The sequence below is a fragment of the Sneathiella limimaris genome (assembly GCF_012932565.1).
GTDB lineage: Bacteria > Pseudomonadota > Alphaproteobacteria > Sneathiellales > Sneathiellaceae > Sneathiella > Sneathiella limimaris.
The window spans coordinates 354,753-377,695 of record NZ_JABBYJ010000003.1 but is presented as its reverse complement, the minus strand read 5'-3'; the positions used below and the strand labels follow the sequence as shown (position 1 = coordinate 377,695).

The window sequence follows — 22,943 nt, the reverse complement described above, 5'->3', positions numbered from 1 at the left end:
CTCACAGGTGCTTTTTTTAGCTCATAAACTCTAACACCAACGCGGGGTGGAGCAGCCCGGTAGCTCGTCAGGCTCATAACCTGAAGGTCGTAGGTTCAAATCCTACCCCCGCAACCAAAACGTCAAAGCCCGCCATTAAGGCGGGTTTTTGCGTTTTGTTACTGTGGACTAGGATGAGAAACTCAGCCAGGCTTTGCAACGCAAAGGCTGGCAAGGTTCACAACAAGCAGCGAAAGCTGCGCAGGTGCAGGGAGGGGCAACGCCCCAAGCAAAATCCTACCAACAAAACCAAATATATCAACGGCTTAGCTGAAAAACGCTAAGCCGTTTTTGCGTTAATGACCCAAAAGCACCGTAGCTAAATCCTGAAAACTCGATAATCAGGAATCGGAAATGGTTGGTGTTCTTGCAGATCGTGTGGCCTGGCACCTATGAGGCGATGCCTGTTACTAACCTCTACCACGGATATTGTTTAAGAACGAGGCCAATTCCTCTTTAAGTTTGCCAGCTTGAGTGGTTAGGCCACGACTGGCTTCAAGGACTTCCATGGAAGATGTACCGCTTTGCTGGGAAAGGTTTGAGACCAATTCTATATTTGCGATAACAGTTTGGGTGCCAGTTGCAGCCCGTTGTGTGCTCTGATTTATTTCCTGAGTGGCCGCCGCTTGCTCTTCTGCGGCACTGGCAATCGCCGTAGATATGTCATTCACTTCAGAAATTGTATTGCCGATTAGTTTCACAGAGTCTACAGCATCATTCGTAACGGTTTGCATGTCTGTGATCTGAGCGGTGATTTCCTCGGTTGCTTTCGCCGTTTGGGTTGCCAAAGTTTTAACTTCATTTGCAACCACTGCAAATCCACGGCCTGCATCCCCGGCGCGGGCTGCTTCGATCGTTGCATTCAGTGCCAGAAGGTTCGTTTGTTCCGCAATATCGTTGATAAGGCCAACCACGTCATTGATGCGTGTTCCAGCCTCCTGCAACTTATACATGTTTCTTTCTGCTGATTGGGCCTGTGTGACAGCGTTATTGGTAACTGACGTTGCATTGGCAAGCTGACCGCTAACTTCTTGTATGGCGGTAAAAAGTTCCTCAGATGCTGAGGCAACCGATTGGACACTGGCGTTGGAGGTTTGTGTCTCTTTCAGTGCTTCCTGAGCTTTCGATGAAGAATTACGTGCCACTTCTGACATGGTTTCAGCAATTTCTGACATTTCGATGGACGCGACACTTACATTGTTGACGATCTCGCCGACCTGGTTTTCAAAGTCATTGGCCAGTTGAATGCGTTCTTGTCTTAGCTGTTCTTCTGCCGCGCGAGCGCGTTCGGCCTTTTCCATCGCCGCTTTTTGTTGTGCTTCTTGTTCTGCTTTTTCTTGCGCAATTTCTCGTTGGCGGGCCGCAATTCTCTCCTCTTCAGCCTGCTTTTCCAGTTTTATTTTTTCGAGGCCGGATGATTTGAAAAATTTCACGGCTGATGCCATCGATCCAATCTCGTCTTTTCGGTCTGTTGCCGGGATCGGTATGTCCAGCTGCCCATTCGCCATGATTTGCATTGTATCAGTGAGTTCTGTAATCGGCCTGGTAATGGATTTGTTGATGAAGTAGGCGAGAACAAAAACACCGACTAGGACGGCACTGAGAACAGCAAGAGTATTCATAAGGGCATTATTACTTTGTTCAACAAAGTAGCTTCGATCGATTGCCAGAACCAATATGCCAATGGGATTACCGCTGAAATCTTGGACAGGGCTCACCATACGTGCATATGATTTTCCCTCAATTTCAATAGCGTTGATAATGTTTGTATCTTCAATACCTTGAATGATGCTGCTATCAGTTATGTCCATTGAATTGTCGGGAAATGTTGTCGCGAATAGATCATATTGAGAGCCTCTTTTCAGGATCAGGGCTACATTCGCACCTGTCTCATTCTTGAAGTCATCAAAAAAAGACTTGCCAAAAGATAAACCAAATTCCACGGATCCTACATGCTGTCCTTGATGACTGATAGGCGCAATTCCGCGCATGCCAAGACCAGCAACACCTATTTCAAGGCCGCTGATCTTAGTTTTGTTTTTATTTGTTTCAATCACGGAAAAGCGGAAGGACGATAAATCGTCGCTATGCTTTTCCGGTTTGTGAACTCTTAGAAAAGAGGTCGCCGGTGGAAGGTGAAACTGGAATTGTCGGACATCATGTTGACTTTTCATCTCAGCAAAAGAAGGAACAAAAAGGTCAGCCAGTAGAGATCGATTTTGCTCCGCCATTGCCTTTTGGACAGAGGGAAGGCCGGCAATCTGCGTTGCCATACTCACTGCCATAAAGGCCTGCTTTTCCAACATCGCATTCAACTGCTTTCTATATGCCTGAAGTTCCCGTTCTTCCGCTTGCTGGATAATGCTTTGTGTTGTGTTGCGGCTGACAATGGAGAGAATGACGCTCGTTAATAGAGCGATCAGAACCATAGACAAAAGAATTTTCAGGCTAATTTTTAAAGAAGAAAGCATAGTTTATTCTTTCATTAAATGATGTTCTGGCTGTCAAGCTATCGGTTAAGTGCTTATCCGACGGTTTTTAATGCGAGTATTCTAATTTTTAAAATCTAATATTAGATTAATGCATCAAGTGCATTGATGTGGAGCTTTCACGCGATACAGAAATGCGTCTCTATTCGCTATTAGCTTCAATAAGATTTTTGAGATTTCGTCTGAAATCTGAAACTTTCTCTAACAGCCAGTCAATGAAGTGATTTTGAAGGCTGGTCATTTCCTTTCCTTCAACCCAGAGAAGTCGATATCTGTAACTGGTTTGATGGCGTAATTGAGATCCAAACGGCATCACAAGACGGCCTGCGACAATTTCGTTATAGGCTTCCGTTAGCCCACAGAGGACTAACCCTTGCCCCGTAATCGCAGACCGAAGGCCTGAGCTTATTCTGGAATAGCTTACGCCCTGGGTTAGATAACTCGGATCAAATTCGTACTTTTTGCCCCAATCCTCGAAACTTAACCAATCTGGATCTCCGGTTCGACCCAGAAGGTGGATCAAAGGTACATCTTTTAAGGATCGGGTTTTGGTGGTCAGTCTATGCGTGGTCGCAAACTCTGGTGAGCAAACTGGCAATATGAAATCACCAAACAAATCGATTTCCTGTATTGGCCCCTCTGCGGGTCGCCCATACCGGATAGCGAAGTCAAACTCACCTGTCAACAGGTCAACATCCCGATTTGAGGCATCCAGGCGAAGGTCAACCTCCTCATGCTGTTGATAGAAATCAGAAATTAGCGGCGTAAACCAGTTTTCTGCAAAAGACGCAGGTAGTGTCAGTGCAATTCGCTTATTCGCACCATCCAGTTTCAATTGCTCCAGTGCGCTCGCGATCGTTGTAAAACCGTTGGTCAGTGTTGCTTCAACCCGGCGCGCTTCATCTGCGGGAAGAATATTGATGCCGCTCCTGTCAAAGAGTGCCTTGCCGAGATAGTTTTCTAAAGCGCGAACTCTTTGTCCCACAGCTGCGGGTGTAATGCCGAGTTCATCAGCAGCTGCCGTGAAACTTCCGTGGCGAAGCGTCGCCTCTAGCGCTCTTAGCGCGTTGAGATGTGTTAATCGCATTCTTTAAACTAAAGTTTTTCTTTAGTTTAGGCAAAGTTAATCTGCCGTGACACTGTCTCCTTCATCCCTATTCTAAATATAAGCTTTACCAAAAAGATTGTTTGGGCAAATTAGAAGGAGATGAAAATGTATTATTTATATTGGGAGTATATGGCCGGTTCGATAGTTGTTCAGGCGATGTTGGAAGAACTCGGCGTTCCCTATGAGTTGCGTTACGTAGATATGGGGGCAGGGGAACATTTTGAACCCGCCTATCGGGAGTTAAATCCCGTTTGCCGTGTTCCAGCACTTGGGTTACCAGATGGAACTACCATTGGCGAGACTGCTGCAATCGTTGCTTTTTTGGGAGAACAATATCCTGCGAAACGCTTAACACCGCTTCCAGGTGAGCATGATCGTGCAGAGTTTCTATTTTGGCTAAATGTGCTAACAACGTCGGGATATTTGACTGTTTCCCGTTGGGCGCATCCTGAAAGATATGCAGCAGATGCAGATGCAATCCAGCAAGTTGAGCAGAAAGCAGCCCTCGATCTGGAGGCCTTTTACGCTGTCATCGAGACAGAAATTGGGGATAAACCTTGTTTTCTTGACCGGGGTTTCTCGGCGCTCGACTTTTATCTGACCATGCTAACTGAATGGTCCGGTGATCGGCAAAAACTGTTATCGGATTGCCCGAATTTATCTCGACTTGTAGAAAAAACGAGTGCTCGCGCCTCCTATATCAGGACATTACAGACACACAAATTGCCTGAAGCCGCGGAATAGGGGTTTCAGGGAGCACCATCCAACTAAACTTTGGGGGGCGCAAGGACGCAATTTTCGACAAATAAATCACCTTCTAATCAGTCTCACCCTGTACCGGAGCAGCTTCTTGGCAACTGGGCTTGGACAACCTGCTGTGCTGGGAGCAGTTGTTCTTTTTCTGCGGGACGAGTGGAAATATCGCCGCGGATCAGGTCCAATAGCCAGGGGAAGTCGCCTTCTTGGGAGCGGGTGGAGGCTACGCGATGAGCAAGGGACGGAACCTTTTCATCATTCTTGGCTTCGCTTTGCAGGGCAAATTGGAAAACATAGTTGGGGGTCAGGCCCATTCTCAGATCAGCCTGAACAAGGTTGCCGTCCTCGCGGTGGGTCAGGCTGTAAAAACCTTTTGTGAAAGCTTCGAGTAAAGTATGTGCCGGATACGTGACCAGTTCAGCGCAGCTAAGATCTTGAGGCCATCGTTTGTGGGAATAGAAAACCGGTGGGTCTTCTGAGTGAAGAAGCGGTAGATACAGGTTCGCGTAAGTCTCTGGCTGGATAGCAACCGCTTTCCAGGCGAAGGTGGTAAAGGGGAGGGGGATTATCAGCACATCCTCAGATGGGATCCCACGATCTGCAAATTGCTGGACTGCTCGGTCTTTCATCCAGCCTTGGGCGATCATTGACCAGCCCAGATAACAAGTGGACAGAATGAGTGCCGCCCCCAGGGTTGAGCGAAATTTAGGGGACCAGTTTGGGCGGATCAATGCCCATAAAGTGACGAACAGAAGTGGCAGTGTGTACAGTGGATCAATGATGAACATTGAGCCAATTCCGAACGGATAGTCCGTGATCGGCCAAAGGAGTTGTGTGCCATAGATGGTTGTCGCATCCAAGAGGGCGTGGGTTATTAAAGTCAGCCAAACAGTCCAATAGAACGCGAGCCGTCCCCCGCCATCCGGCTTTTTAAATAAGCGCCACAGCCCTTCTGCAATGAAGGGTGTCACGATCGTTTGCACAAGGAGTGAGTGGGTAGCTGAGCGATGTTGTACGAAATTTTCCAGCGCGCCTCCATAATCCCAAAAGACATCAAGATCCGGCAGGGTTCCCAAAAGACCACCTGTGAGGGCTGCTTTGCGCAGGCCATGCCGCTTGCCAAGGCACGCTGCCCCGATACTGGCTCCCAAAACAAATTGTGTAACCGAGTCCATCAATGGCCCTTTTTTTAGACGAGAGGAAAGTTAAAACATATACGTATCACACAGGAAAAGGATCAGCGAGTGACGACTGTCAAAGTAAACAAATCTAATTAAGGAGCGATTCTTTACCGTTAACCATAAGTGTCTCAATTAAAAAGAGTGCTTCCACAGGCATGAGTTGTAAATTCTGAAATTAAATTAAATTTTAGATAAATATTACATGTTAACGGTTCTTTAAGCTTTGTACCTTGCCTGTCAGCTTTTATGCTTGAAAGACTTATTCAAGACAGAGGCAGAACTATGTTTAAAAAATTTGGGGTAGCGTTAGCTCTGATCCTGTTTGCCGGATTGACGTCACAGGTAAACGCAGCAGTTCTTTCATCTTTTTCAGATGATTTTGAAGCAGAGACAAAAGAGCTGAATTCAAATGACTTCCTGAACTGGAATGTCAGCAATGGTACAGTTGATACAATTGGTACGGGGTTTTACGATCTTTGTGATACGAACACCTGTGTCGACCTCGACGGTTCTACAAGAAACGCTGGTGATCTTTCGACCAAAGACAGCTTTGCAATCGGAACCTATAAATTGTCCTTCCGAATTGCGGGTAACCAACGCGGTGGTTCCTCAGACGGGGTGAATGTGACTTTTGGTGATTTGAATGAAGATTTTTCAAAAAACCCTGGAGATGCATTTGAGGAAATCATTCGAATTGTAACGCTGACAACTGAGGGTATTCTGACGTTCAGCCACGCAGGTGGCGATAATATCGGTATCCTTCTGGATGATGTCGAAATTTCAGCAGTTCCACTTCCAGCAGCGCTACCGCTCTACGCAGCAGGTATGGCTCTTCTTGGGTTTATGGGATGGCGGAAGCGCAAAGCTTCAGCCTAAGTCCAGAAAGTCTTTAATTCTGAAGAAGGCAGCGGTTTCGCTGCCTTTTTTGATTCAGGGTGGGGGATAGGCATTTTTATTGAGACCGAGGGGATCATCTCGTTGGATACCTTGAGCCTTAAATTTCCTGAAAATAGTTGCAATGACGGGGGGCGAGCTCTTTTTTGCGCAACCGAAAAAAAACTAAAATAAGAAAGTTGGAATAAAACCGGAGGGTCACCCGTTAATCCCTAAATCGTACCAGCTATCATTCGGGAGGAAATTGAATGAGTGACGATAAAAAACTGGACTCAAAAGAGATACTTGAGATGTATGAGAAGGACCCGGTTGAAGCAGACCGCGTCTATCTCGGGCGGGTTGCCCATAAAGACCGGCGCGGCTTTCTGAAAGGTGCCGGGCTAGCGACTTTGGGTGGGTTGCTGGGCGCCAGCATTCCGTTTCATCGGAACCTTCCCTCTGGTCTGATCCCTGTCGCACTTGCGGATAATCATATGATTGCAGGTAAAGACGGTTTGACCATGTTGAACGATCGTCCCTTGAATGCGGAAACACCTCCGCATCTGCTGGATGACGCAATTACTCCTACGGCCCGGCACTTCATTCGCAACAACGGTATACCCCCAGAAGATGTTGATGCGGCCAGCTGGACTTTAACTGTTGATGGCCTCGTGGATAACCCTATGACCATGACCATTGCCGATTTGAAGTCTAAGTTTGAGGTGGTCACAATGGCCCTGACCATCGAATGTGGTGGCAATGGCCGGGCCTTTTTTAATCCCCCAGCCAAGGGTAACCAGTGGACATATGGAGCGGTTGCCTGTTCCAACTGGACCGGCGTCCGTCTGAAAGACGTACTGGAAGCTGCTGGTGTGAAGGATAATGTTGTCTATACGGCGCATGTTGGCGCGGATGACCATTTGTCCATGAAAGAAGGCAAATTGCCAATTTCCCGCGGCATGCCCATTGAAAAAGCAATGACCGATAATATCCTGATTGCTTTTGAGCAGAACGGCGCACCGCTTCATCCTCATAATGGTGCACCGCTGCGTTTGGTCGTGCCAGGATGGCCAGGGTCCTGTTCCCAGAAATGGCTGACACGGATCTATCTTCGCGATGTGGTGCATGATGGTCCAAAAATGACCGGTACGGCCTACCGCGTTCCCAACAGACCTGTGTCTCCCGGTGAAAAAGTCGACAAGAAAGACTTTGAAATCATCGAGCGGATGCCGGTGAAATCGCTGATTACGGCACCTGCAAATGGCGCGGCCGTCAGTGGTGGTGATGTGGAAGTTCGCGGCCATGCCTGGTCAGGCGACCGGAACATTAGTGAAGTTCATGTGTCCATGGATTTCGGCGTCACCTGGATGAAGGCGAAGGTGGATGCGCCTGTAAACTCAGGTGCTTGGCAGAACTTCAGCCTAAACGTCAAACTGCCTGAAAAAGGCTATTACGAGATCTGGGCGAAGGCAATCGATGATGCTGGCGAAGCGCAGCCTCATGCCATCAACTGGAATCCGAAAGGGTATCTGAACAACACCATGCACCGGGTTGCTGTCAGATACGTATAATTTTTTGAGATGATAAGAGGGCGCTTGATGGCGCCCTCTTTTTATACTTTGTGGAGTTTTTGCAAATGATAAGAAAGTTGTTTTGGGCTGGAGTTTTTGTTGTGTTCAGCTCAGCGGGCGTGATGGCGGACGAAGAGTCCGAATATGGTGTACTGGTGGATAAGCCCGGTGCGGAAGAAACCTACATCTATTGCACAGCCTGTCATTCTGAAAAAATTGTGGCCCAACAGGGTTTGACGAAAAAAGCCTGGGACGAGCTGTTGGTCTGGATGGTGGATGAGCAGGAAATGGAGCCTATTGAAGAGCCTGACCGATCCGTGATCATTGAATATCTTGCCAAATACTACAATACAGACCGGCCAAACTTCCCTAAAAATTAGGTTCAAACACTCAGGTCAGAGACCTTACGCGCAGGGACGAGCTTTTTGATACGCTGAAATCATAGCGATCCGAAGCTCTTCCTGCTTTCTTTTTTCCTGCAGGCGAAGCTCGTTTTGCAAATAGCGCGAAATCGTCGCGAAGCGATCCTCATCCATGCCGGTTGCCAGAACAGTGACGGACTGGGTGCCGATTTGCCAGCGGGCTTTCAACAGCCTGCTATGTTTGTCAAAGACGATTGATGTCGCATGGACTTGCTCTGGTTGGTCAGTTGTTTTGCTTTTGCTGACAAAGGTCAGGCGGCATCCCCTGGTCCCCCGATAATGGGCCGAGAGAATTTCCCCGATTTTTGTTTGCTCCAGTTTGGCTTCCGCCAGTCGAAGGTTTGACGCGCTGAGATCGGGGATCTCAAAATCACCCGTAACGGGGCTTGAAACTTGTAACGTTCGAGGTTCCGTTTCCAGAAGATAGCTCTTTTCTGAATAGATCTGATGCAGGCCTTCCGCCAAGGTCACTTTCTCTGGTTGCAGCGCATACCAACCCGCTGTTGCCCCAAAAAGTGCCAGTAGGATTGCTGCCGCTGCCGCGCCGCGGCGCCAGCCATAGGGCGTTCCGCTGGATACCGTGTCGTTTGCAGCTTTGCTCTTTTGACCACTTAGGTGTCGCTTGATTTCTTGAAGGCGGCTCAGCTCTTCGCGAAGCAGAGGCTCTTCCATCAGGCGGGCTTCCAAGATTTCCTGTTCGGCAAGCGGAAGCTCCCGGTCAACATAACCGTTCAGCAGTTCCCAATCTTCGTTACGGATACTCATTTACGCAAACTCTTCCTTTTTATGCGCTGCACGTTTGAACTTTCAACTTCCTGCAGAAGTGCGCGACGCGCCCGACTGATCCGGCTCATTATCGTTCCTTGAGCAATGCCAAGGACAACTGCCGCTTCTGCGTACTTCAACTCAAACACATCAATCAGATACAAAATTTCCCGCTCCTGCTCTGACAGCCTTTCAAGGGCTTGCCGGACCAGAAGTTCCTCAATAACCGCTGGGTTGGATGCAGGGGTGTTTTCATATAAACGGCTGACACTGTCAAAATATTCCGAAGCAGTTTTTTCCCGCCGTTTATGATCAATAAAGAGGTTTCGGATAATCCGGAACATCCAAGGTTTCAGATCTTCTGCCCGATCCGGTACCCGTTTCGCTGACAAGGTTTTCTGGCAAGCTTCCTGAACCAGGTCTTTCGCCAGCTCCTCATCCTTGGTAATGGCAATCGCATAAGCTTTCAGCTCGGGCAATAGCCGCGACATTTTACGCTTCAAAAACATCGCATCAGAATAATATGTTTCAGGGGAATTGGATATAAATATTATGCGGGCGAGCGAGTCGCCCCAAAAACCTTAATTTCCCTTGGCTCTTTCTTTCGGCTTTTAGATGTCTTAGGCTCTTGTTACATGGCATCAAAAAGTGGGAGAGGTGAAATTCCAAAATATACTGAAATCACAAGCAATCTTTTGATCAGTGTCGCAGGGCTTTGCGACGATATTGGAAAACACAATCCAGAGGCCGCCGCCCAGATGCAGGCCAACTCAGACATCTATAACGCCGTTTCACAACAGCTGCTGGAAGATCCGGAAGGTACCTTTGAAGGGGTTCCGGTGATTAAGGCCGCTTGCGATTTCCTGGGCGTTGCAGCTGAGTTTATGGATGATTTTGCGGACCATAACCCCGCCGTCGGGGAGGTTATGCATGACAACGCCAACCTTTACCGAAAAATGCAGCGTATCCTGGAAAATGACCCCTGGGGCGAAGCGGCTGAGGATGGGTGAGGGGACAATTCCTCACCAATAGCTCAGTTTAAATTAGCCTATGACGAAGCGGCCAAATGCCCATCTACTATAGCGTTGAACTGGGTCAGGGCCCCTTCAAATTTCCCAAAAATCAGTGTCTCATTGGCGCGGCTTGCCAGACCTGACTGTATATCTTCACCGATCTCAAAATCTTCAGTTAAAGTCTTCAGTGTGATTTGCTGGTTGCGTTTCCAGTGATCTGCCTTGTCTTCTGAAACCTCGGCCTTTGGCGCGAGTGTGGAGATTTTCACCTTTGTTTGACCTGCGCTGATCGGGTTCATTTGAACCCAAGCTATATGATCCTGCATCATCAGGAACTGGTTCAAGGGGAAAACGGAATATAGAACATTGGTGTGGTCGCGGATATTCCACTGATCTTCCGGCAGCTTGGCCATGTCTTTCAAGGACTCGCGAGGGAGAATAGACCGCAAGTTTTGCCCAAACACCTGATAGCTAGACAGGTTATTCATGAAATGCGGCCCAATAGTATCTTTGTGCGCGACCTTGAAGTGATAAGCCTCAATCCCCCCTTCGACTAAGACCTTCCAGTTAGCCTTCACATCCAGTTCTGTCGTCTCTGCAATCGCGTAATCTTCAAATCCGATCCAGGATATCATGTCTTCAATCGGCGCCAGGAAATCCGGTCTAATTTCCTCTCCACTCAGATCCGGTCGAACCCAAATCCAACCAAGTTTTTCTTCGACTGCGAGGCTTTTCAGATTGAGCATTTGCTTATCAATGTCAGGGAAACCCTGTTTTTCTTGCGGGATACCGCGGAGGCTGCCATCTGAGTTATAGGACCAGGCATGATAGGGGCAGGTGAAAATGCGTTTGCAGCCGGAGGTTTGTTTTTCCAGTTTTGCCCCCCGGTGACGGCACACATTCAGAAAGACTCTGACCGTTCCTTCTTTGTCGCGCACCACCAGGATGGGAAGACCCGCGAGTTCAGTGGTTACGAAATCACCGGGGTTTTCAAGCTGCGATACATGCGCTCCGATCAAGGGTGTTTTCTTGAAGACATTTGAGAGTTCCTGATCAAAGCGGTCCTCTGACAGATATCGGGTAACTGCAGATCGGCCAGTTTCTGTATCCAGAAAGGCAGAATGTGTTTCGCTCAGGCTGACCAGTTCTCTTAGTAGTGACAATTCTGTTTGCCGGTCCATACTTCTCTCCCTTTCTTGCTGGAACTTACCGTTTGGTAAGTAAAGTACTTACCGCTTGGCAAGTTGTCAATGTTCTTGTAGATAAGAGGCATGACACCGCGCAGGAAAAATACCCGCAACGCCTTGATCGAGACGGCAACTGAACTGTTTTCCAGTCGAGGTTTCAATGGCGTTTCCATTCAGGACGTGGCTGTTGAACTGGGCATCACGAAGCAGGCGCTGCTGCATCATTTCGAGAAAAAGGAGAAACTTTTTGCGGAAGTGTTGGAGCGATTGGCCGATCGCTTAATGAAGATCGTGACGGAGTTCGAAGCCTCTGAAGAGGTGGCGGCAGATCGGTTTCAGCAATTGCATGATCAGCTGAATGCCTACTTTGTTGATAACCCGCAGGATGGCAGACTGATCGCACGGGTTGTTCTGGATACATCGCAGCAACCTGGTGAGAAACGAAAATGGTACCTGAAACCATTTCTGGAAAAACTGACTGATATAATTGCCTTGGACAGCCAATGTAAGGATATGGAAAGGCTGGAGGTTTTTGCGCTGGTCTATCAGATGGTTTCCAAAATTCTATTCTTCAGTATCTCAACCGACACCTTAAGCGGTATGTATGGAGACACTGATTTCCATGAGATCCAAGACCATTACCAATCCCATTTGCTTGGGTAGGTTTCTGAATTTCATCTGGCAGGCCAAATGTCACCGTTTATTTACACCCTGCTTGAACACCGGTAGACTTCCTGCAAAATCAAAAAGAATAAGGGAGTTGTCTCATGGGGTTCAGGACAAGTGGATTGGACGCGAAGGTTCGCGAATTTGGCGCTTATCTCAAGGAATATCGGCTGGAGTGGGAACAACGTCACGCCGCCCCGGGGGAGATGTTTGTCCGGGCGAGTGAGATCGGACTTCTTGGGCTTGAAACAGAGCCCTGCTTTGGCGGTCTTGGGGCCCCTTTCTCTGATAAGGTGGAAATGGCGCGGCTTCTCTCCCATCAATCCATGGCGTGCGTTTTCGCCCTGATCAACAGCCAGAATGTAGCCTCTCGCTTACGCGTCAGTTCCCATGATCGGCATCATGCCATGGCCGATGAACTTTTATCGGCGGAGCGGATCGGCTGCACGGCACTCACTGAGCCTGCGGCTGGCAGTGACTTTGCGGCCATACAAACCCGCGCTGAGAAAGTCGAGGGGGGCTGGCGGATCAATGGCACGAAAGCCTGGATCACCAATGCGGCTTACGCAGATACCATCATGCTCTATGCCCAGACTGACCCCGCCAAGGGCTGGAAAGGGATTGCCAGTTTTTTAATTGATGCCAAGCAGGAGGGATTCCGCCGGGGCGAGGTTTACCGCCTGATCGGCGGGCATGCCATTGGGGCGGGCGAGTTCCATCTGGAAGATTACATCGCCCCATCAGAAGATATGTTAAGTCCGCCTGGCGAAGCCTTTAAATATGCCATGGGGTCCATTAACGGCGCACGCACCTATGTAGCCGCCATGTGTGTGGGCATGATGCAAAACGCGCTGGAGCTCACAACATCCTATGGCAAGGAGCGGCAAGCCTTTGGCCAGCCTCTTGTCGCTCATCAGGGGTATAAATGGTCGCTAACTGATGTGATGACCCATATCGCTGCCCTCAGCGGACTGGTGGAGAAGGCCGCAAGGCTTATCGATGCAAAAGAGGATGCTGTCCTTGCCGCTGCACTGGCTAAGAAAATGGCGGGGGAGGTGACTATCCCATCCCTCGTGACCTGCATGCAGGCCATGGGCGCCAATGGTCTTCGTGAAGAGCATTTCCTCGGTCAGCATCTTGCCGCCGCAAAAATCGCCGCCTTCACAGACGGCTCCACCGAAATGATGAAAGAACGCATAGGCGCCCTGATGTAGGCAGGAGTTGAAGGGCTTGGTTTGTCCTAGCCCTTTGTAGCAACATCTTTCAACGGCGGAGTTCCTTTGAGGATGCGGTCGATCTCATTGCGGCCAATGGTTTCTTCGGCTTCCAGTTGCTTGATCAGCGCCTCAATTTCCGGCTTATGGGTTGTGATGATTTCTGTTCCGCGATCCTCTGCTTCTTTAAGAAGGTTTAGGACAGCTTCATCGATTTTGGCAGAGAGGCTTTCGCTCAACTGGCGGGGCTGGGCGATTTCGCGGCCAAGAAACGGATGCTCCTCACTTTGACGCACATCGATAGGGCCCACATCTTTTGACATTCCCCAGCGTGTGACCATGGACCGGGCAAGCTGCGTCGCGTTCTTGATATCATCATCGGCGCCCGAACTCACAGTACCGAGGAATAATCTCTCTGCCACCCGGCCAGCAAGCATGGTGACCAGATGATCCCGAAGGTAATCTTCTGAGTAGGTATGTCGTTCTTCCGTTGGCAAAAGATGGGTGCCGCCGAGCGCCCGGCCGCGCGGAATGATCGTCACTTTGTAAATGGGATCCGCATTGGGCAGGAAATAAGACGCTGCTGTATGGCCTGCCTCATGAACGGCGAGGCGATGATGTTCTTCTGGCTGGATCGCCATAGTGCGCACTGTCCCGAGGATAATCTTGTCCCGCATCTCATCGAAATGGCGCATCTGCAAATGATCAGTTCCTTCCTGGGCGGCAGCAATCGCAGCCTCATTCACCAGGTTCTTGATATCTGCGCCGGAAAAACCGGGGCAACTGGCGGCAATGGTCTCAAGATTGACATCAGGGCTTAACGGTACTTTTCGGGTATGCACTTCCAGAATGGCTTTGCGGGCGGCCTTGTCCGGCAGATCGAGGGTCACGTGACGGTCAAATCGTCCGGGCCTTAGCAGCGCTGGATCCAGAACATCCGGCCGGTTCGTGGCTGCCAGGACAATCACAGCTTCATGTCCGGCAAAGCCATCCATTTCGGATAGGATCTGGTTCAGGGTCTGCTCCCGCTCATCATTACCGCCGCCAAGGCCTGTGCCGCGGACCCGGCCAACCGCATCCAACTCGTCAATAAAGATGATGCTCGGCGCCCGTTTCTTGGCTTCCTCAAACATCTTGCGGACGCGGGATGCGCCAACGCCGACAAACATCTCAATAAATTCAGAGGCTGAGATATGGAAGAAATTCACCCCGGCCTCTCCGGCAAGGGCGCGGGCCAGCAATGTTTTACCTGTGCCGGGCGGTCCCATCAGCAGGACGCCCCTTGGGGTTTCCGCCCCCAGCTTTTCATATAGCTCCGGATTGTTGAGGAAATCCACCAGCTCAGAGACTTCTTTCTTGGCAGCTTCCTGACCGGCCACATCCTTGAAGGTGATCTTCTTGGTTGATTTTTCCTCAGCCTTGGTGGAGCCAACCAGAAAATCACTGGAGTTACGTCCGCCGAACCGGTCCATGATATTGCCCTGCATCCGTCGGATGAAATAGATGTAAATCCCAAGGAACAGGATCCACGGCAGCATGGTAACCAGCCAGCCATATTCGCTGGTGCTTGGCTTGTTCCAGACGGTGACATTGCTCTTTTCAAACAGGGTCTGTAGCTCCGGATCACCGGTGGAGGGCAGGATGGTCGTGATATAAAGGGTGGGTTTTGGGCTGTTGTTCAGCGTCTGCTCGCTCAGCAATTCGCCGCTGAGTTTCTCACCCTGGATCGTAACCTCTTTAACGTCGCCTTCGCGGACCATTTTCTTGAACATGCTATAGGCGACCGGCTGGGTCGCCGGGGCCTGAAACGTATTCGAATAGGTGAAAATGGAGATCACCAGAAAGAAGGTGATAAACGCCCACAGCCAGTTTGGAATTTGTTTCATAGAATATTCCGGTAATAGTCACGTCACAGTAATTAGGGCGATTATATCGACCCGACCATTAAACGTGAATGATCCCGATCAACCCCCTTGGATGCATCTTACCTAATTTTGCCGCTGAATTCGATCTTTCATATTCTAGTCGCCTGAAAAAACGCTGTCAGTTTTCCATTGATGTGCTAACCATTGGGAGGAAAGTTATGGGGAAATATGACGCTGAAACCGACCATTGAATTTGTAAATCATGCATCTGTACTTGTTCAGCATGACGGGATTGGGGTGCTTTCTGATCCGTGGTTTTTTGGGTCGGTGTTTCATCAGGGGTGGTCGCTTCTTCATGAAACCCCGGACGAGGAGGTTCGGGACCTGCTCAAGAGAACGACCCATATCTGGCTGAGCCATGAGCATCCGGATCATTTTTCGCCGCCGTTTTTCATGAAGTTTCGAGATGAAATTCTGGCGCAGGGTATCGTTATTTTGTTTCAGACAACAGATGATGGCCGGGTGACTGAATTCTTGCGGGGAAAAGGGTTTTCCGTTCGGGAAATCCCTGAGGCGGAAACACTTGCCCTTGCACCCGACTTCAAATTGCAAATTTATAAGAGCGATCTTTATGACAGCGCTTTGCTGATGGAGGTGGCCGGCCAGAAAATTTTCAATCTCAATGATTGTCCGCTTCATGAGCAAAAAGACTTGGATGATTTTGTTGCCCGATATGGAACCTGCGATTTGTTGCTGACCCAGTTCAGCTATGCAGCGTGGAAAGGCGGACGAGATCGGGCTGATTGGCGCCGCCGGGCGGCAGGGTCCAAGCTAACGGTTATGAAGAAACAAATTGCGGCGCTTCAACCCAAAGTCTGCCTGCCTTTTGCCAGCTTCGTTTATTTCTCCAACACCCTCAATGCCTATATGAATGACGAGGTGAATAGCCCTCAAAAAGTGTTAGCGGCTTTTGAGAGAGAGAAAACCCCCCTTCTTTTCATGAAACCGGCAGAGGTGCAGGAACTAACCGCGCTCAAACCTGATCAGCAGAGTGTTGCATGGTGGCAGGAGCGGTTTGAGGCCGTGAGCGAACTGCCGCTTACTGAATTTGAGGAGCATTTTGAGGTTGCTGACCTGCGGCGGTCTTATCAGCTTTATCAGCAGCGGATATTTCGGCAAAACTCGAAATCGATCATGTGGCTTGCCAATAAACTGCTGCCGCTGAAACCCTTCGGCGTCACTCATGTCCGACTGCTGGATCAGCAGAAAACGGTGCGCATAGAGATGCTGGGGGATCTTCAGGAAAGCTCAGAGTTTCCGGATGTAGAGATGCATTCCGCGTCTTTGGACTTTCTGTTCAAGAATGACTTTGGTCTGGACACCCTGTTTGTGAATGGCTGTTTCGAAGAAGCCTTCGAGGATGGATTTTCCCGCTTCGCGAAATGTTTTGCAGTCGGTAATTTGAACGCTATGGGTCTTTCCGTTCGATTTTCCCTGCTGTTTCGTCTGGAAGTCATCCGCCTTTTACTTCAGAAAATGAAGACAGTGCGGAACAATATGCATGGCTCAGCCAAAAATCGTGGTGATTAGGGTTGGTTTTCTTCAAGACTTAAGGGATATTTAAGGACTAAATTAGCATTATTCGTCTTTGAAATTCTGCGATCTGTTTGGCTCTTTAGTATGTACCGATTAGTAAGTCCCATAACTCTATTGAAGGTAATTGCTGTTCTATGCTTCAGTCTTCAACTGTGTTTTACAGCTGCCGCGAATGAGAAGGAGCCAACAGCCGTTAAGGGGGTGTTGGACCTAAGGAGCTGGGATTTCGATAAAAACGGCCGTATTGAGCTCGGCGGTGATTGGGAGTTTTACTGGCAGCAGTTTCTCGATCCAGCCCTCATCGATCAATCCTCCAGCACACCTCATTTCATTGAAGCCCCCGGAACATGGCTCGGGTATGAGCGAGACGGGGAGGTTCTGGGAAAATATGGCTATGCGACGTTTCGGCTAAAGGTCCTTTTACCGGACGAACCTACAGATCTCGGCCTTTACTTGAAACGGCTTCAGGTTGCCTACCGTGTTTATGTCAATGGTCAGCTTTGGATGCAGGCGGGTGTGCCGGGCAAATCCGCCAGTGAGGAAGTTCCCGCAACCATGCGGGAGTTTGCCAGCCTGAAAGGGGCATCTGGGACTTTGGACATTGTCGTCCACGCCTCCAACCACATGAGTTATGCCGGTGGTGGGTTCTTCAATTCCTTCACGATCGGGGCCGAGGCAGACCAGAACCTGAAGCACTTGCTGGAGGTCACACAGGATATTTTTCTCGCCGGCGCGTTGGCCTGTTTGGGCGGCTTCCTGGTTGCCCTGCATATTGGACGTTTCAAAGAGCGAACCTATTTTGTCCTTTACACAATGTGCCTGGCATCAGCCGTCTATATGGTGACAGTTAGCTCATCTCTGTTGGAGCTGATCCCCTCCTTCCCCTATTACTGGTTGGAAAGGCTTTCCTACATAAGCGCTGTTTTCCTGATTGCGTTCACTTACGAATTTATTCATCAGGTCAACCCGCGAAAATTAAACCATATCGGTTCGAATATTATTGTCTACCTGGCTGTTCTGATCTGTCTCTTTGTCATTTTCTGGCCCTATGGTGTGCCGGTAGAGATTGTTTATGCCATTGGTTTTCTTTTGTTGGTCACATCGATCGGCAGTTTTCTGGAAATCCCATCCCTTCTGAGAAACCGTGTGCCGGGTGCTTGGCTGATTATCGTTGGAGTGGGTATTCTCGTCTTTGCCGGGATCCATGACATTCTAAATGCGAACGGGATAATCAGGTCTGTTTATCTGGGATCCTATGCCATTCTTGTGCTTCTTCTTCTGTACGCGGCTATTTTGGCGCTGCGGGTCAACTCCAGCATTACCCGAAACGAACAGTTGGCTCAGGCGATCCGCTCCCTCGAAGATGGGGTCGTGATTTATGACGGAAGGGATCAGGCTGTCATGTGGAATGATGCCTACATGCGTCATCTATCGTCGGCTGCGCAAAAGATCCTCAAGCCTGGGGCATCTTTCATTGATCTTGTCAGGGCAGATGCTTTTTCAGGGGAGCTGCTTAATGCGGTTGGCCGGGAGCAGGATTATATTCGCGAGCGCATGCAGCTCCACTATCAGCCCGGCGAGACATTCGAGCTGAACAGGAATAATCGCTGGTATCTTTATCGGGAAGCAGAAACGCCGGATGGGGGCCGGGTTACGCTGTCCTCTGACTTGTCCTTGCAAAAGACCAAAGAGGCAGAGCTTAAAAAAGCGCTGGAAGAGCTGGTTGCAGCTAACGAGGCAAAAAACAGTTTCCTCTCTAATATGAGCCACGAACTTCGGACACCACTGAATGCCATCAACGGCTTTTCGGATATGATGATCAAGGAGGTTCTGGGTCCTTTGAATGGCCAGTACCGGGACTATGCAGGTCATATCAGTCGCTCGGGCAAGCATCTGCTTCGTCTGGTGACTGACATGCTGGATGTGGCGCGGATTGAAACTGGAAAATTGCAGGTTACGCCAGAAGCATTTGATCTGCCAGCAGTGCTGGAGGATTGTGTGAGGATGGAGCAGGAAAAGATGGAGGCTCGAAAGCTATCCTTTGTGAAATCCATCCCAGATAACCTGCCACCCTTATATGCGGATCCGGTTCGGGTTCGTCAGATCGTCCTTAATCTCATGGACAATGCGATTAAATTCACCGAAGCAGGCGGTGAGATTTCCCTCGGCGTAGAAGTGGATGTGAACGGTGTAACGACCATCACCGTGCGGGATACAGGCATCGGAATTCCCGAAGACAAGATTGAAATTGCCCTTCAAAAATTTGGTCAGATCCGGCAAAGTCATCTCAACGCGCATGAGGGGCTTGGTCTGGGTCTGTCGATTGCCCAAATTCTCATGCAGCTTCACGGTGGGCAGTTACAGCTTAAGAGTAAGCTGGGCGTTGGCACAGAAGTTTCGGCAATCTTCCCAGCTATCGAGAATGCCCAGCAATTCTTTGAACAGCAGCAGGTGTCGTAACGGCATCTCCTTTGCCCTTTTCCAGAATTAATTTGTTTATTCTCAATCAAAATAACTTGTTTGCGGCTCATCTAAATTAGTATTTAGGTGAGGGTGGGTCGTAAATTCCAAGGCTAAGTTTCAAGTGTCTTCCCTAAAGCAAAAAATGGTCTGTAAACTGCTTCTCGCAATCTTGATTGCGTTTATGAGCCATGCTGCTTTGGCAAGCGCTGAGGCACCTGTCGCCCAAAAGGGGGTGCTCGATCTTCGGGATTGGGATTTCCAAAAACAGGGCACGCTGGAAATTAAGGGAGAGTGGGAATTTTACTGGAACCAGTTCTTAGATCCTGCTGATCCCGCCACAAGACAGGACGCGCTGACCTATATCCAGGTCCCCGGAACTTGGTTGAATTATCAACTGGATGGGGAGCAACTTGGAAAATATGGATATGGCACTTACCGGCTTAAAATTCTTTTGCCCGAACAATCCGATCAACTTGGCTTTTATCTCAGACGTGTTCAGGATGCCTACCGTGTTTATGTGAACGGTCAGCTTTGGATGCAGGCTGGTGAACCTGCGAGGACCTCTGACAAGGCTGTCGCATTTATTACGCGCGAATATAGCAGCCTCACAGGCGTTGAGGGGGAGCTTGATCTCCTTATTCATGTGTCCAATTTCTCCAGTTACGCTGGGGGTGGATTTTTCAATACCTTCACCATTGGGCCGGACAGTGAACAGCAGTTTGAGAGCATATTGGATCTTTCCCAGGATCTATTCTTGAGCGGGGCTCTCATCTGCCTGGGAATTTTTATGGTGACGCTGCATTTAGGACGACCTCAGGAAAAGGCCTACCTCGTTCTTTATGTCATGTCCTTTGCTGCTGCCAGTTACATGATTACCTCAAATGCGGCCTTGGTCGTTCTGTTTCCCAGTGTGCCTTACCATTGGGATGAACGGCTTGGTTATATCAGTGGGGCTTTCCTCATCGCGCTGATCTATGAATTTATCTATCAGGTTCACCAGCGAAAGATCAGCCGGGTCCTCTCTCATGTGATCGTGTATCAGGCCGCAACGATTTCGATCTGTGTCGTGTTTTGGCCGAAAGGGTTGCCAGTAGAGCTGGTTTATTTTCTGGGGCTGCATCTGCTCGTTGTGACTATCGCCTGTGTGATTGAGATCCGTCATGTGCTGGTTGAGCGAGTTCCCAGCGCCTGGCTGATCACCATGGGTGCGCTGTCTCTGGTGCTTTCCGGTGCTAATGACCTGCTCTATGCAAATGGTCTCATTCGCTCATTCTATATTGCGCCTTATGGCATTCTTATGATGCTTTTCTTTTATGCTGCGATCCTGGCTTTTCGGGTCAATGCCAGCATTACACAGAATGATCGACTGGCGCGGGCGATTTGGTCGATGAATGATGGGGTGGCAATTTTTGATAATCGGGATCAAGCCGTGATTTGGAATTCTGCCTATAGGCGTCATCTCTCGACAGCAGCCCAGAAAATACTCAGGCCCGGCGTTTCTTTCAGCGATATTGTGAAGGCGGATGCTTACTCCGGTGAATTGCAGAACGCTGCCGGGCGCGAAAAAGCCTATATTAAGGAGCGTTTGCAGCGACATCGCAAGCCCGGCGAGCCCTTTGAAATGGACCGTAAAAGTGGCTGGTTCCTGTATCGGGAGGCCAGAACGCCGGACGGTGGGCGGGTTACGCTTGCCGCTGATCTCTCACAACAGAAAGCAAAGGAAGCGGAGCTGAAAACCGCGTTTGAAGAACTGGTTGCCGCCAATGAAGCCAAAAACAGTTTCTTATCCAACATGAGTCATGAGCTTCGAACGCCACTGAATGCTATCAACGGGTTCTCGGATATGATGGTGAATGAGATCCTAGGTCCGTTAAGCCTGCAGTATAAGGAATATGCGGAGCATATCAGAACCGCTGGCCAGCATCTGCTCAGGTTGGTAACTGATATGTTGGATGTGGCGCGCATTGAAACAGGGAAACTTCAGATTACCCCTGAAGAGTTTGATTTGGCAGCTTTGCTGCAGGACTGCATCCGGCGGGAGCAAGATAGGATTGAAGCTGGAAAGCTCAATCTCACGCAATCTATCCCAGATGATCTACCGCCAATTCTGGCTGATCCTGTGCGGGTTCGCCAGATCGTCTTCAATCTGCTGGATAACGCAATCAAATTTACCAGACCGGGCGGTGAGATTTCTCTGATCGCAAAAATGGACGATAGCGGTGCTCCGGTGATCAGCATTCGCGATACCGGGATCGGCATCGCCGAGGATAAGATCGGAACGGCCCTGCAGAAATTTGGCCAGATCCGGCAAGGTTATATGAGCGCTCATGAAGGTTTAGGGCTTGGGCTATCCATTGCCCAGATCCTGGTTCAGCTTCACGGCGGCAAGCTGGAGTTGAAGAGCGAGCTCGGAGTGGGGACGGAGGTTGTCATTCGGCTCCCAAATAGAGCTCAGGCTGACCATTTCTTTAATAACCGCAAAAGCTAGGCACAGACTCAGGCACAGGCGCTGTTGGCTGATGGGTAACCGGCACCGATGTCAACATAGTGGAATTCATGGGCAAGATCAGAAACTACCGACATTTCATCTTCTTTCCAGTCGTTGGTGCTGATGACTTGCTGTCCCACATACACAAACCGGGCAGGCCCATCGACTTCTTCAGCGACCGGTAGGAAAATACTCAGCATATCCACGACCTTGCCTTTGGCAAATTTCAGGTCCCCGCGCCCTAACATGCCGCATGGGGTGAACAGGGTGTTCTGATATCGCTCGATCCGGATGGCTCTGTCTTCTTCCGGGGTCATGGCAATAACGTTTGCCCCTTTTGCTGACTCGCTTGTCAATGATCTGATAACGCCAGATTCAAGCCGAATAATGACTTCATCCGGCGCAATCACTTCATAGATGCAAATGCCGCTCAGCGCACTGCCAAGGGCCTCCGGACGCACGTCCTGGCGAAGCGGAATGAGGCGTTCACCGCGCCAATTCTTCCAGCATTCTGCCAGTTTGAGAATGGTCGTATCCACATTTGGGACAGTGTCCAGCAGTTCAAGTGAGAGCATGTATTTCGGTTGTATGTAGAGGTATTAATTAGCGATTATTAGTACTATGGTTTTACACCGGTTACACCCCAAATATCGCCTTTTTCGAGTGTTTTTGGTAATTTTATGTGTAAGGCCCTTATAAAAGATTGCGTTTGTTTCTCTGAAGTGTCGGATATTGCAATGACTTTTCCAATTGTCGGAGACAAAGAAAATGAAGCAGCTCCCCTAAAAAAGCTTCAAGTTGTGAGATGAAGCTGATACTGTTCGCTTGTTTGGTCCTCTCTTCGGTAAAACGAAGAAAGGTGAAAAAGGGAACACGGTACGGATAACGGTTCAGCTTTCTGACCGGAACAAAGTTCAAATCCGTGGCTGCCCCCGCAACTGTAGGTGAGGAGTAACGGCCAACAATGCCACTGGGAAACCGGGAAGGCTGGCTGATTGCAAGGATCCACAAGCCAGGAAACCTGCCAGACGCGAGTTTGTAGCTTTGTCGGGTGCGACAGGAAAAGGAGAATTTAATGACTGCGCAGACTACCACTTTATCTGCTTCCAAAAGCAAACTGGCACCGATCCTGTTTTCTGCGATGATGGGACTGGCCCTGGTTTTCGTGGCAGGCCATATCCAGGCCAACACCCTGCATGATGCGGCTCACGACGTGCGTCACGCGACAGGCTTTCCCTGCCACTAAC

At 49.5% G+C, this 22,943-nt stretch carries 19 protein-coding genes, 1 tRNA gene and 1 riboswitch; of the genes, 12 read left to right on the top strand and 8 right to left on the bottom strand.

The window, feature by feature from the left end:
• Positions 1 to 40: 40 nt before the first annotated feature.
• A tRNA-Met gene (locus HH301_RS17435) sits at positions 41 to 117 on the top strand.
• A gap of 332 nt (positions 118 to 449) precedes the next feature.
• On the opposite strand, the gene HH301_RS17430 is transcribed toward HH301_RS17435, so the two are convergent.
• Both HH301_RS17430 and HH301_RS17425 read right to left on the bottom strand, forming a co-directional pair.
• Positions 450 to 2,510 carry a methyl-accepting chemotaxis protein gene (locus HH301_RS17430; protein WP_169570324.1) on the bottom strand — a complete coding sequence of 687 codons (2,061 nt, stop codon included), beginning with the start codon at positions 2,508 to 2,510 and terminating at the stop codon, positions 450 to 452.
• Positions 2,511 to 2,670: 160 nt separating this feature from the next.
• Complete coding sequence (locus HH301_RS17425) at positions 2,671 to 3,615, bottom strand: LysR substrate-binding domain-containing protein (RefSeq protein WP_169570323.1); 945 nt, start codon at positions 3,613 to 3,615, stop codon at positions 2,671 to 2,673.
• A 126-nt stretch (positions 3,616 to 3,741) separates the two neighbouring features.
• Between HH301_RS17425 and HH301_RS17420 the strand changes: the two genes are divergently transcribed.
• Positions 3,742 to 4,380 (top strand): glutathione S-transferase family protein, encoded by a 639-nt coding sequence (locus HH301_RS17420; RefSeq protein WP_169570322.1) that lies wholly within the window; start codon positions 3,742 to 3,744, stop codon positions 4,378 to 4,380.
• Between the two features lie 83 nt (positions 4,381 to 4,463).
• Here HH301_RS17420 and HH301_RS17415 read toward each other — a convergent pair whose 3' ends face one another.
• On the bottom strand, positions 4,464 to 5,567 hold the full coding sequence (locus HH301_RS17415) for a metal-dependent hydrolase (protein WP_169570321.1): 1,104 nt from the start codon (positions 5,565 to 5,567) through the stop codon (positions 4,464 to 4,466).
• 288 nt (positions 5,568 to 5,855) lie between these two features.
• Between HH301_RS17415 and HH301_RS17410 the strand changes: the two genes are divergently transcribed.
• The 3 genes from HH301_RS17410 to HH301_RS17400 all read left to right on the top strand — a co-directional run bounded on the left by HH301_RS17410 (position 5,856) and on the right by HH301_RS17400 (position 8,397).
• The gene (locus HH301_RS17410) at positions 5,856 to 6,449 is read left to right on the top strand and encodes a VPLPA-CTERM sorting domain-containing protein (RefSeq protein ID WP_169570320.1); all 594 of its coding nucleotides are present in this window, start codon (positions 5,856 to 5,858) and stop codon (positions 6,447 to 6,449) included.
• A 266-nt stretch (positions 6,450 to 6,715) separates the two neighbouring features.
• Positions 6,716 to 8,017, top strand: coding sequence for a sulfite oxidase (locus tag HH301_RS17405; protein WP_169570319.1), 1,302 nt, complete (start codon positions 6,716 to 6,718; stop codon positions 8,015 to 8,017).
• 65 nt (positions 8,018 to 8,082) lie between these two features.
• The gene (locus HH301_RS17400; protein WP_169570318.1) at positions 8,083 to 8,397 is read left to right on the top strand and encodes an aldehyde dehydrogenase; all 315 of its coding nucleotides are present in this window, start codon (positions 8,083 to 8,085) and stop codon (positions 8,395 to 8,397) included.
• A 24-nt stretch (positions 8,398 to 8,421) separates the two neighbouring features.
• Here HH301_RS17400 and HH301_RS17395 read toward each other — a convergent pair whose 3' ends face one another.
• Complete coding sequence (locus HH301_RS17395; protein ID WP_169570317.1) at positions 8,422 to 9,204, bottom strand: anti-sigma factor; 783 nt, start codon at positions 9,202 to 9,204, stop codon at positions 8,422 to 8,424.
• Positions 9,201 to 9,695, bottom strand: coding sequence for an RNA polymerase sigma factor (locus tag HH301_RS17390; protein WP_169570316.1), 495 nt, complete (start codon positions 9,693 to 9,695; stop codon positions 9,201 to 9,203). The genes HH301_RS17395 and HH301_RS17390 overlap by 4 nt, the downstream gene beginning before the upstream one ends.
• A 144-nt stretch (positions 9,696 to 9,839) precedes the next feature.
• On the opposite strand from HH301_RS17390, the gene HH301_RS17385 reads away from it, so the two are divergent.
• Positions 9,840 to 10,214, top strand: a complete 375-nt coding sequence (locus tag HH301_RS17385; protein ID WP_169570315.1) for a hypothetical protein — start codon at positions 9,840 to 9,842, stop codon at positions 10,212 to 10,214.
• 38 nt (positions 10,215 to 10,252) lie between these two features.
• On the opposite strand, the gene HH301_RS17380 is transcribed toward HH301_RS17385, so the two are convergent.
• Entirely contained in the window at positions 10,253 to 11,398 is a 1,146-nt protein-coding gene (locus HH301_RS17380) for an aromatic ring-hydroxylating oxygenase subunit alpha (RefSeq protein WP_169570314.1), read from the bottom strand.
• Positions 11,399 to 11,488: 90 nt separating this feature from the next.
• Here HH301_RS17380 and HH301_RS17375 point away from each other — a divergent pair, with 90 nt between their 5' ends.
• Together HH301_RS17375 and HH301_RS17370 are read left to right on the top strand one after the other, a co-directional pair.
• Positions 11,489 to 12,067: a TetR/AcrR family transcriptional regulator gene (locus HH301_RS17375; protein ID WP_169570313.1), complete on the top strand. Its 579-nt coding sequence runs from the start codon at positions 11,489 to 11,491 to the stop codon at positions 12,065 to 12,067.
• A gap of 104 nt (positions 12,068 to 12,171) precedes the next feature.
• Positions 12,172 to 13,284 carry an acyl-CoA dehydrogenase family protein gene (locus HH301_RS17370; protein WP_169570312.1) on the top strand — a complete coding sequence of 371 codons (1,113 nt, stop codon included), beginning with the start codon at positions 12,172 to 12,174 and terminating at the stop codon, positions 13,282 to 13,284.
• A 26-nt stretch (positions 13,285 to 13,310) separates the two neighbouring features.
• Here HH301_RS17370 and ftsH read toward each other — a convergent pair whose 3' ends face one another.
• Positions 13,311 to 15,170 (bottom strand): ATP-dependent zinc metalloprotease FtsH, encoded by a 1,860-nt coding sequence (gene ftsH / locus HH301_RS17365; RefSeq protein ID WP_169570311.1) that lies wholly within the window; start codon positions 15,168 to 15,170, stop codon positions 13,311 to 13,313.
• Between the two features lie 207 nt (positions 15,171 to 15,377).
• Between ftsH and HH301_RS17360 the strand changes: the two genes are divergently transcribed.
• From HH301_RS17360 to HH301_RS17350, 3 genes are all read left to right on the top strand, one after another.
• Positions 15,378 to 16,739, top strand: a complete 1,362-nt coding sequence (locus HH301_RS17360; protein ID WP_169570310.1) for an MBL fold metallo-hydrolase — start codon at positions 15,378 to 15,380, stop codon at positions 16,737 to 16,739.
• Between the two features lie 90 nt (positions 16,740 to 16,829).
• Positions 16,830 to 19,205 carry a sensor histidine kinase gene (locus tag HH301_RS17355; protein ID WP_169570309.1) on the top strand — a complete coding sequence of 792 codons (2,376 nt, stop codon included), beginning with the start codon at positions 16,830 to 16,832 and terminating at the stop codon, positions 19,203 to 19,205.
• 145 nt (positions 19,206 to 19,350) lie between these two features.
• Positions 19,351 to 21,696, top strand: a complete 2,346-nt coding sequence (locus HH301_RS17350) for an ATP-binding protein (RefSeq protein ID WP_169570308.1) — start codon at positions 19,351 to 19,353, stop codon at positions 21,694 to 21,696.
• An 8-nt stretch (positions 21,697 to 21,704) separates the two neighbouring features.
• Here HH301_RS17350 and HH301_RS17345 read toward each other — a convergent pair whose 3' ends face one another.
• Positions 21,705 to 22,271, bottom strand: a complete 567-nt coding sequence (locus HH301_RS17345; protein WP_169570307.1) for a PAS domain-containing protein — start codon at positions 22,269 to 22,271, stop codon at positions 21,705 to 21,707.
• 238 nt (positions 22,272 to 22,509) lie between these two features.
• A riboswitch (cobalamin riboswitch) is annotated at positions 22,510 to 22,739 on the top strand.
• A 32-nt stretch (positions 22,740 to 22,771) separates the two neighbouring features.
• Between HH301_RS17345 and HH301_RS17340 the strand changes: the two genes are divergently transcribed.
• Positions 22,772 to 22,942 carry a CbtB domain-containing protein gene (locus HH301_RS17340; RefSeq protein WP_169570306.1) on the top strand — a complete coding sequence of 57 codons (171 nt, stop codon included), beginning with the start codon at positions 22,772 to 22,774 and terminating at the stop codon, positions 22,940 to 22,942.
• The last annotated feature ends 1 nt before the right edge of the window (position 22,943 follow it).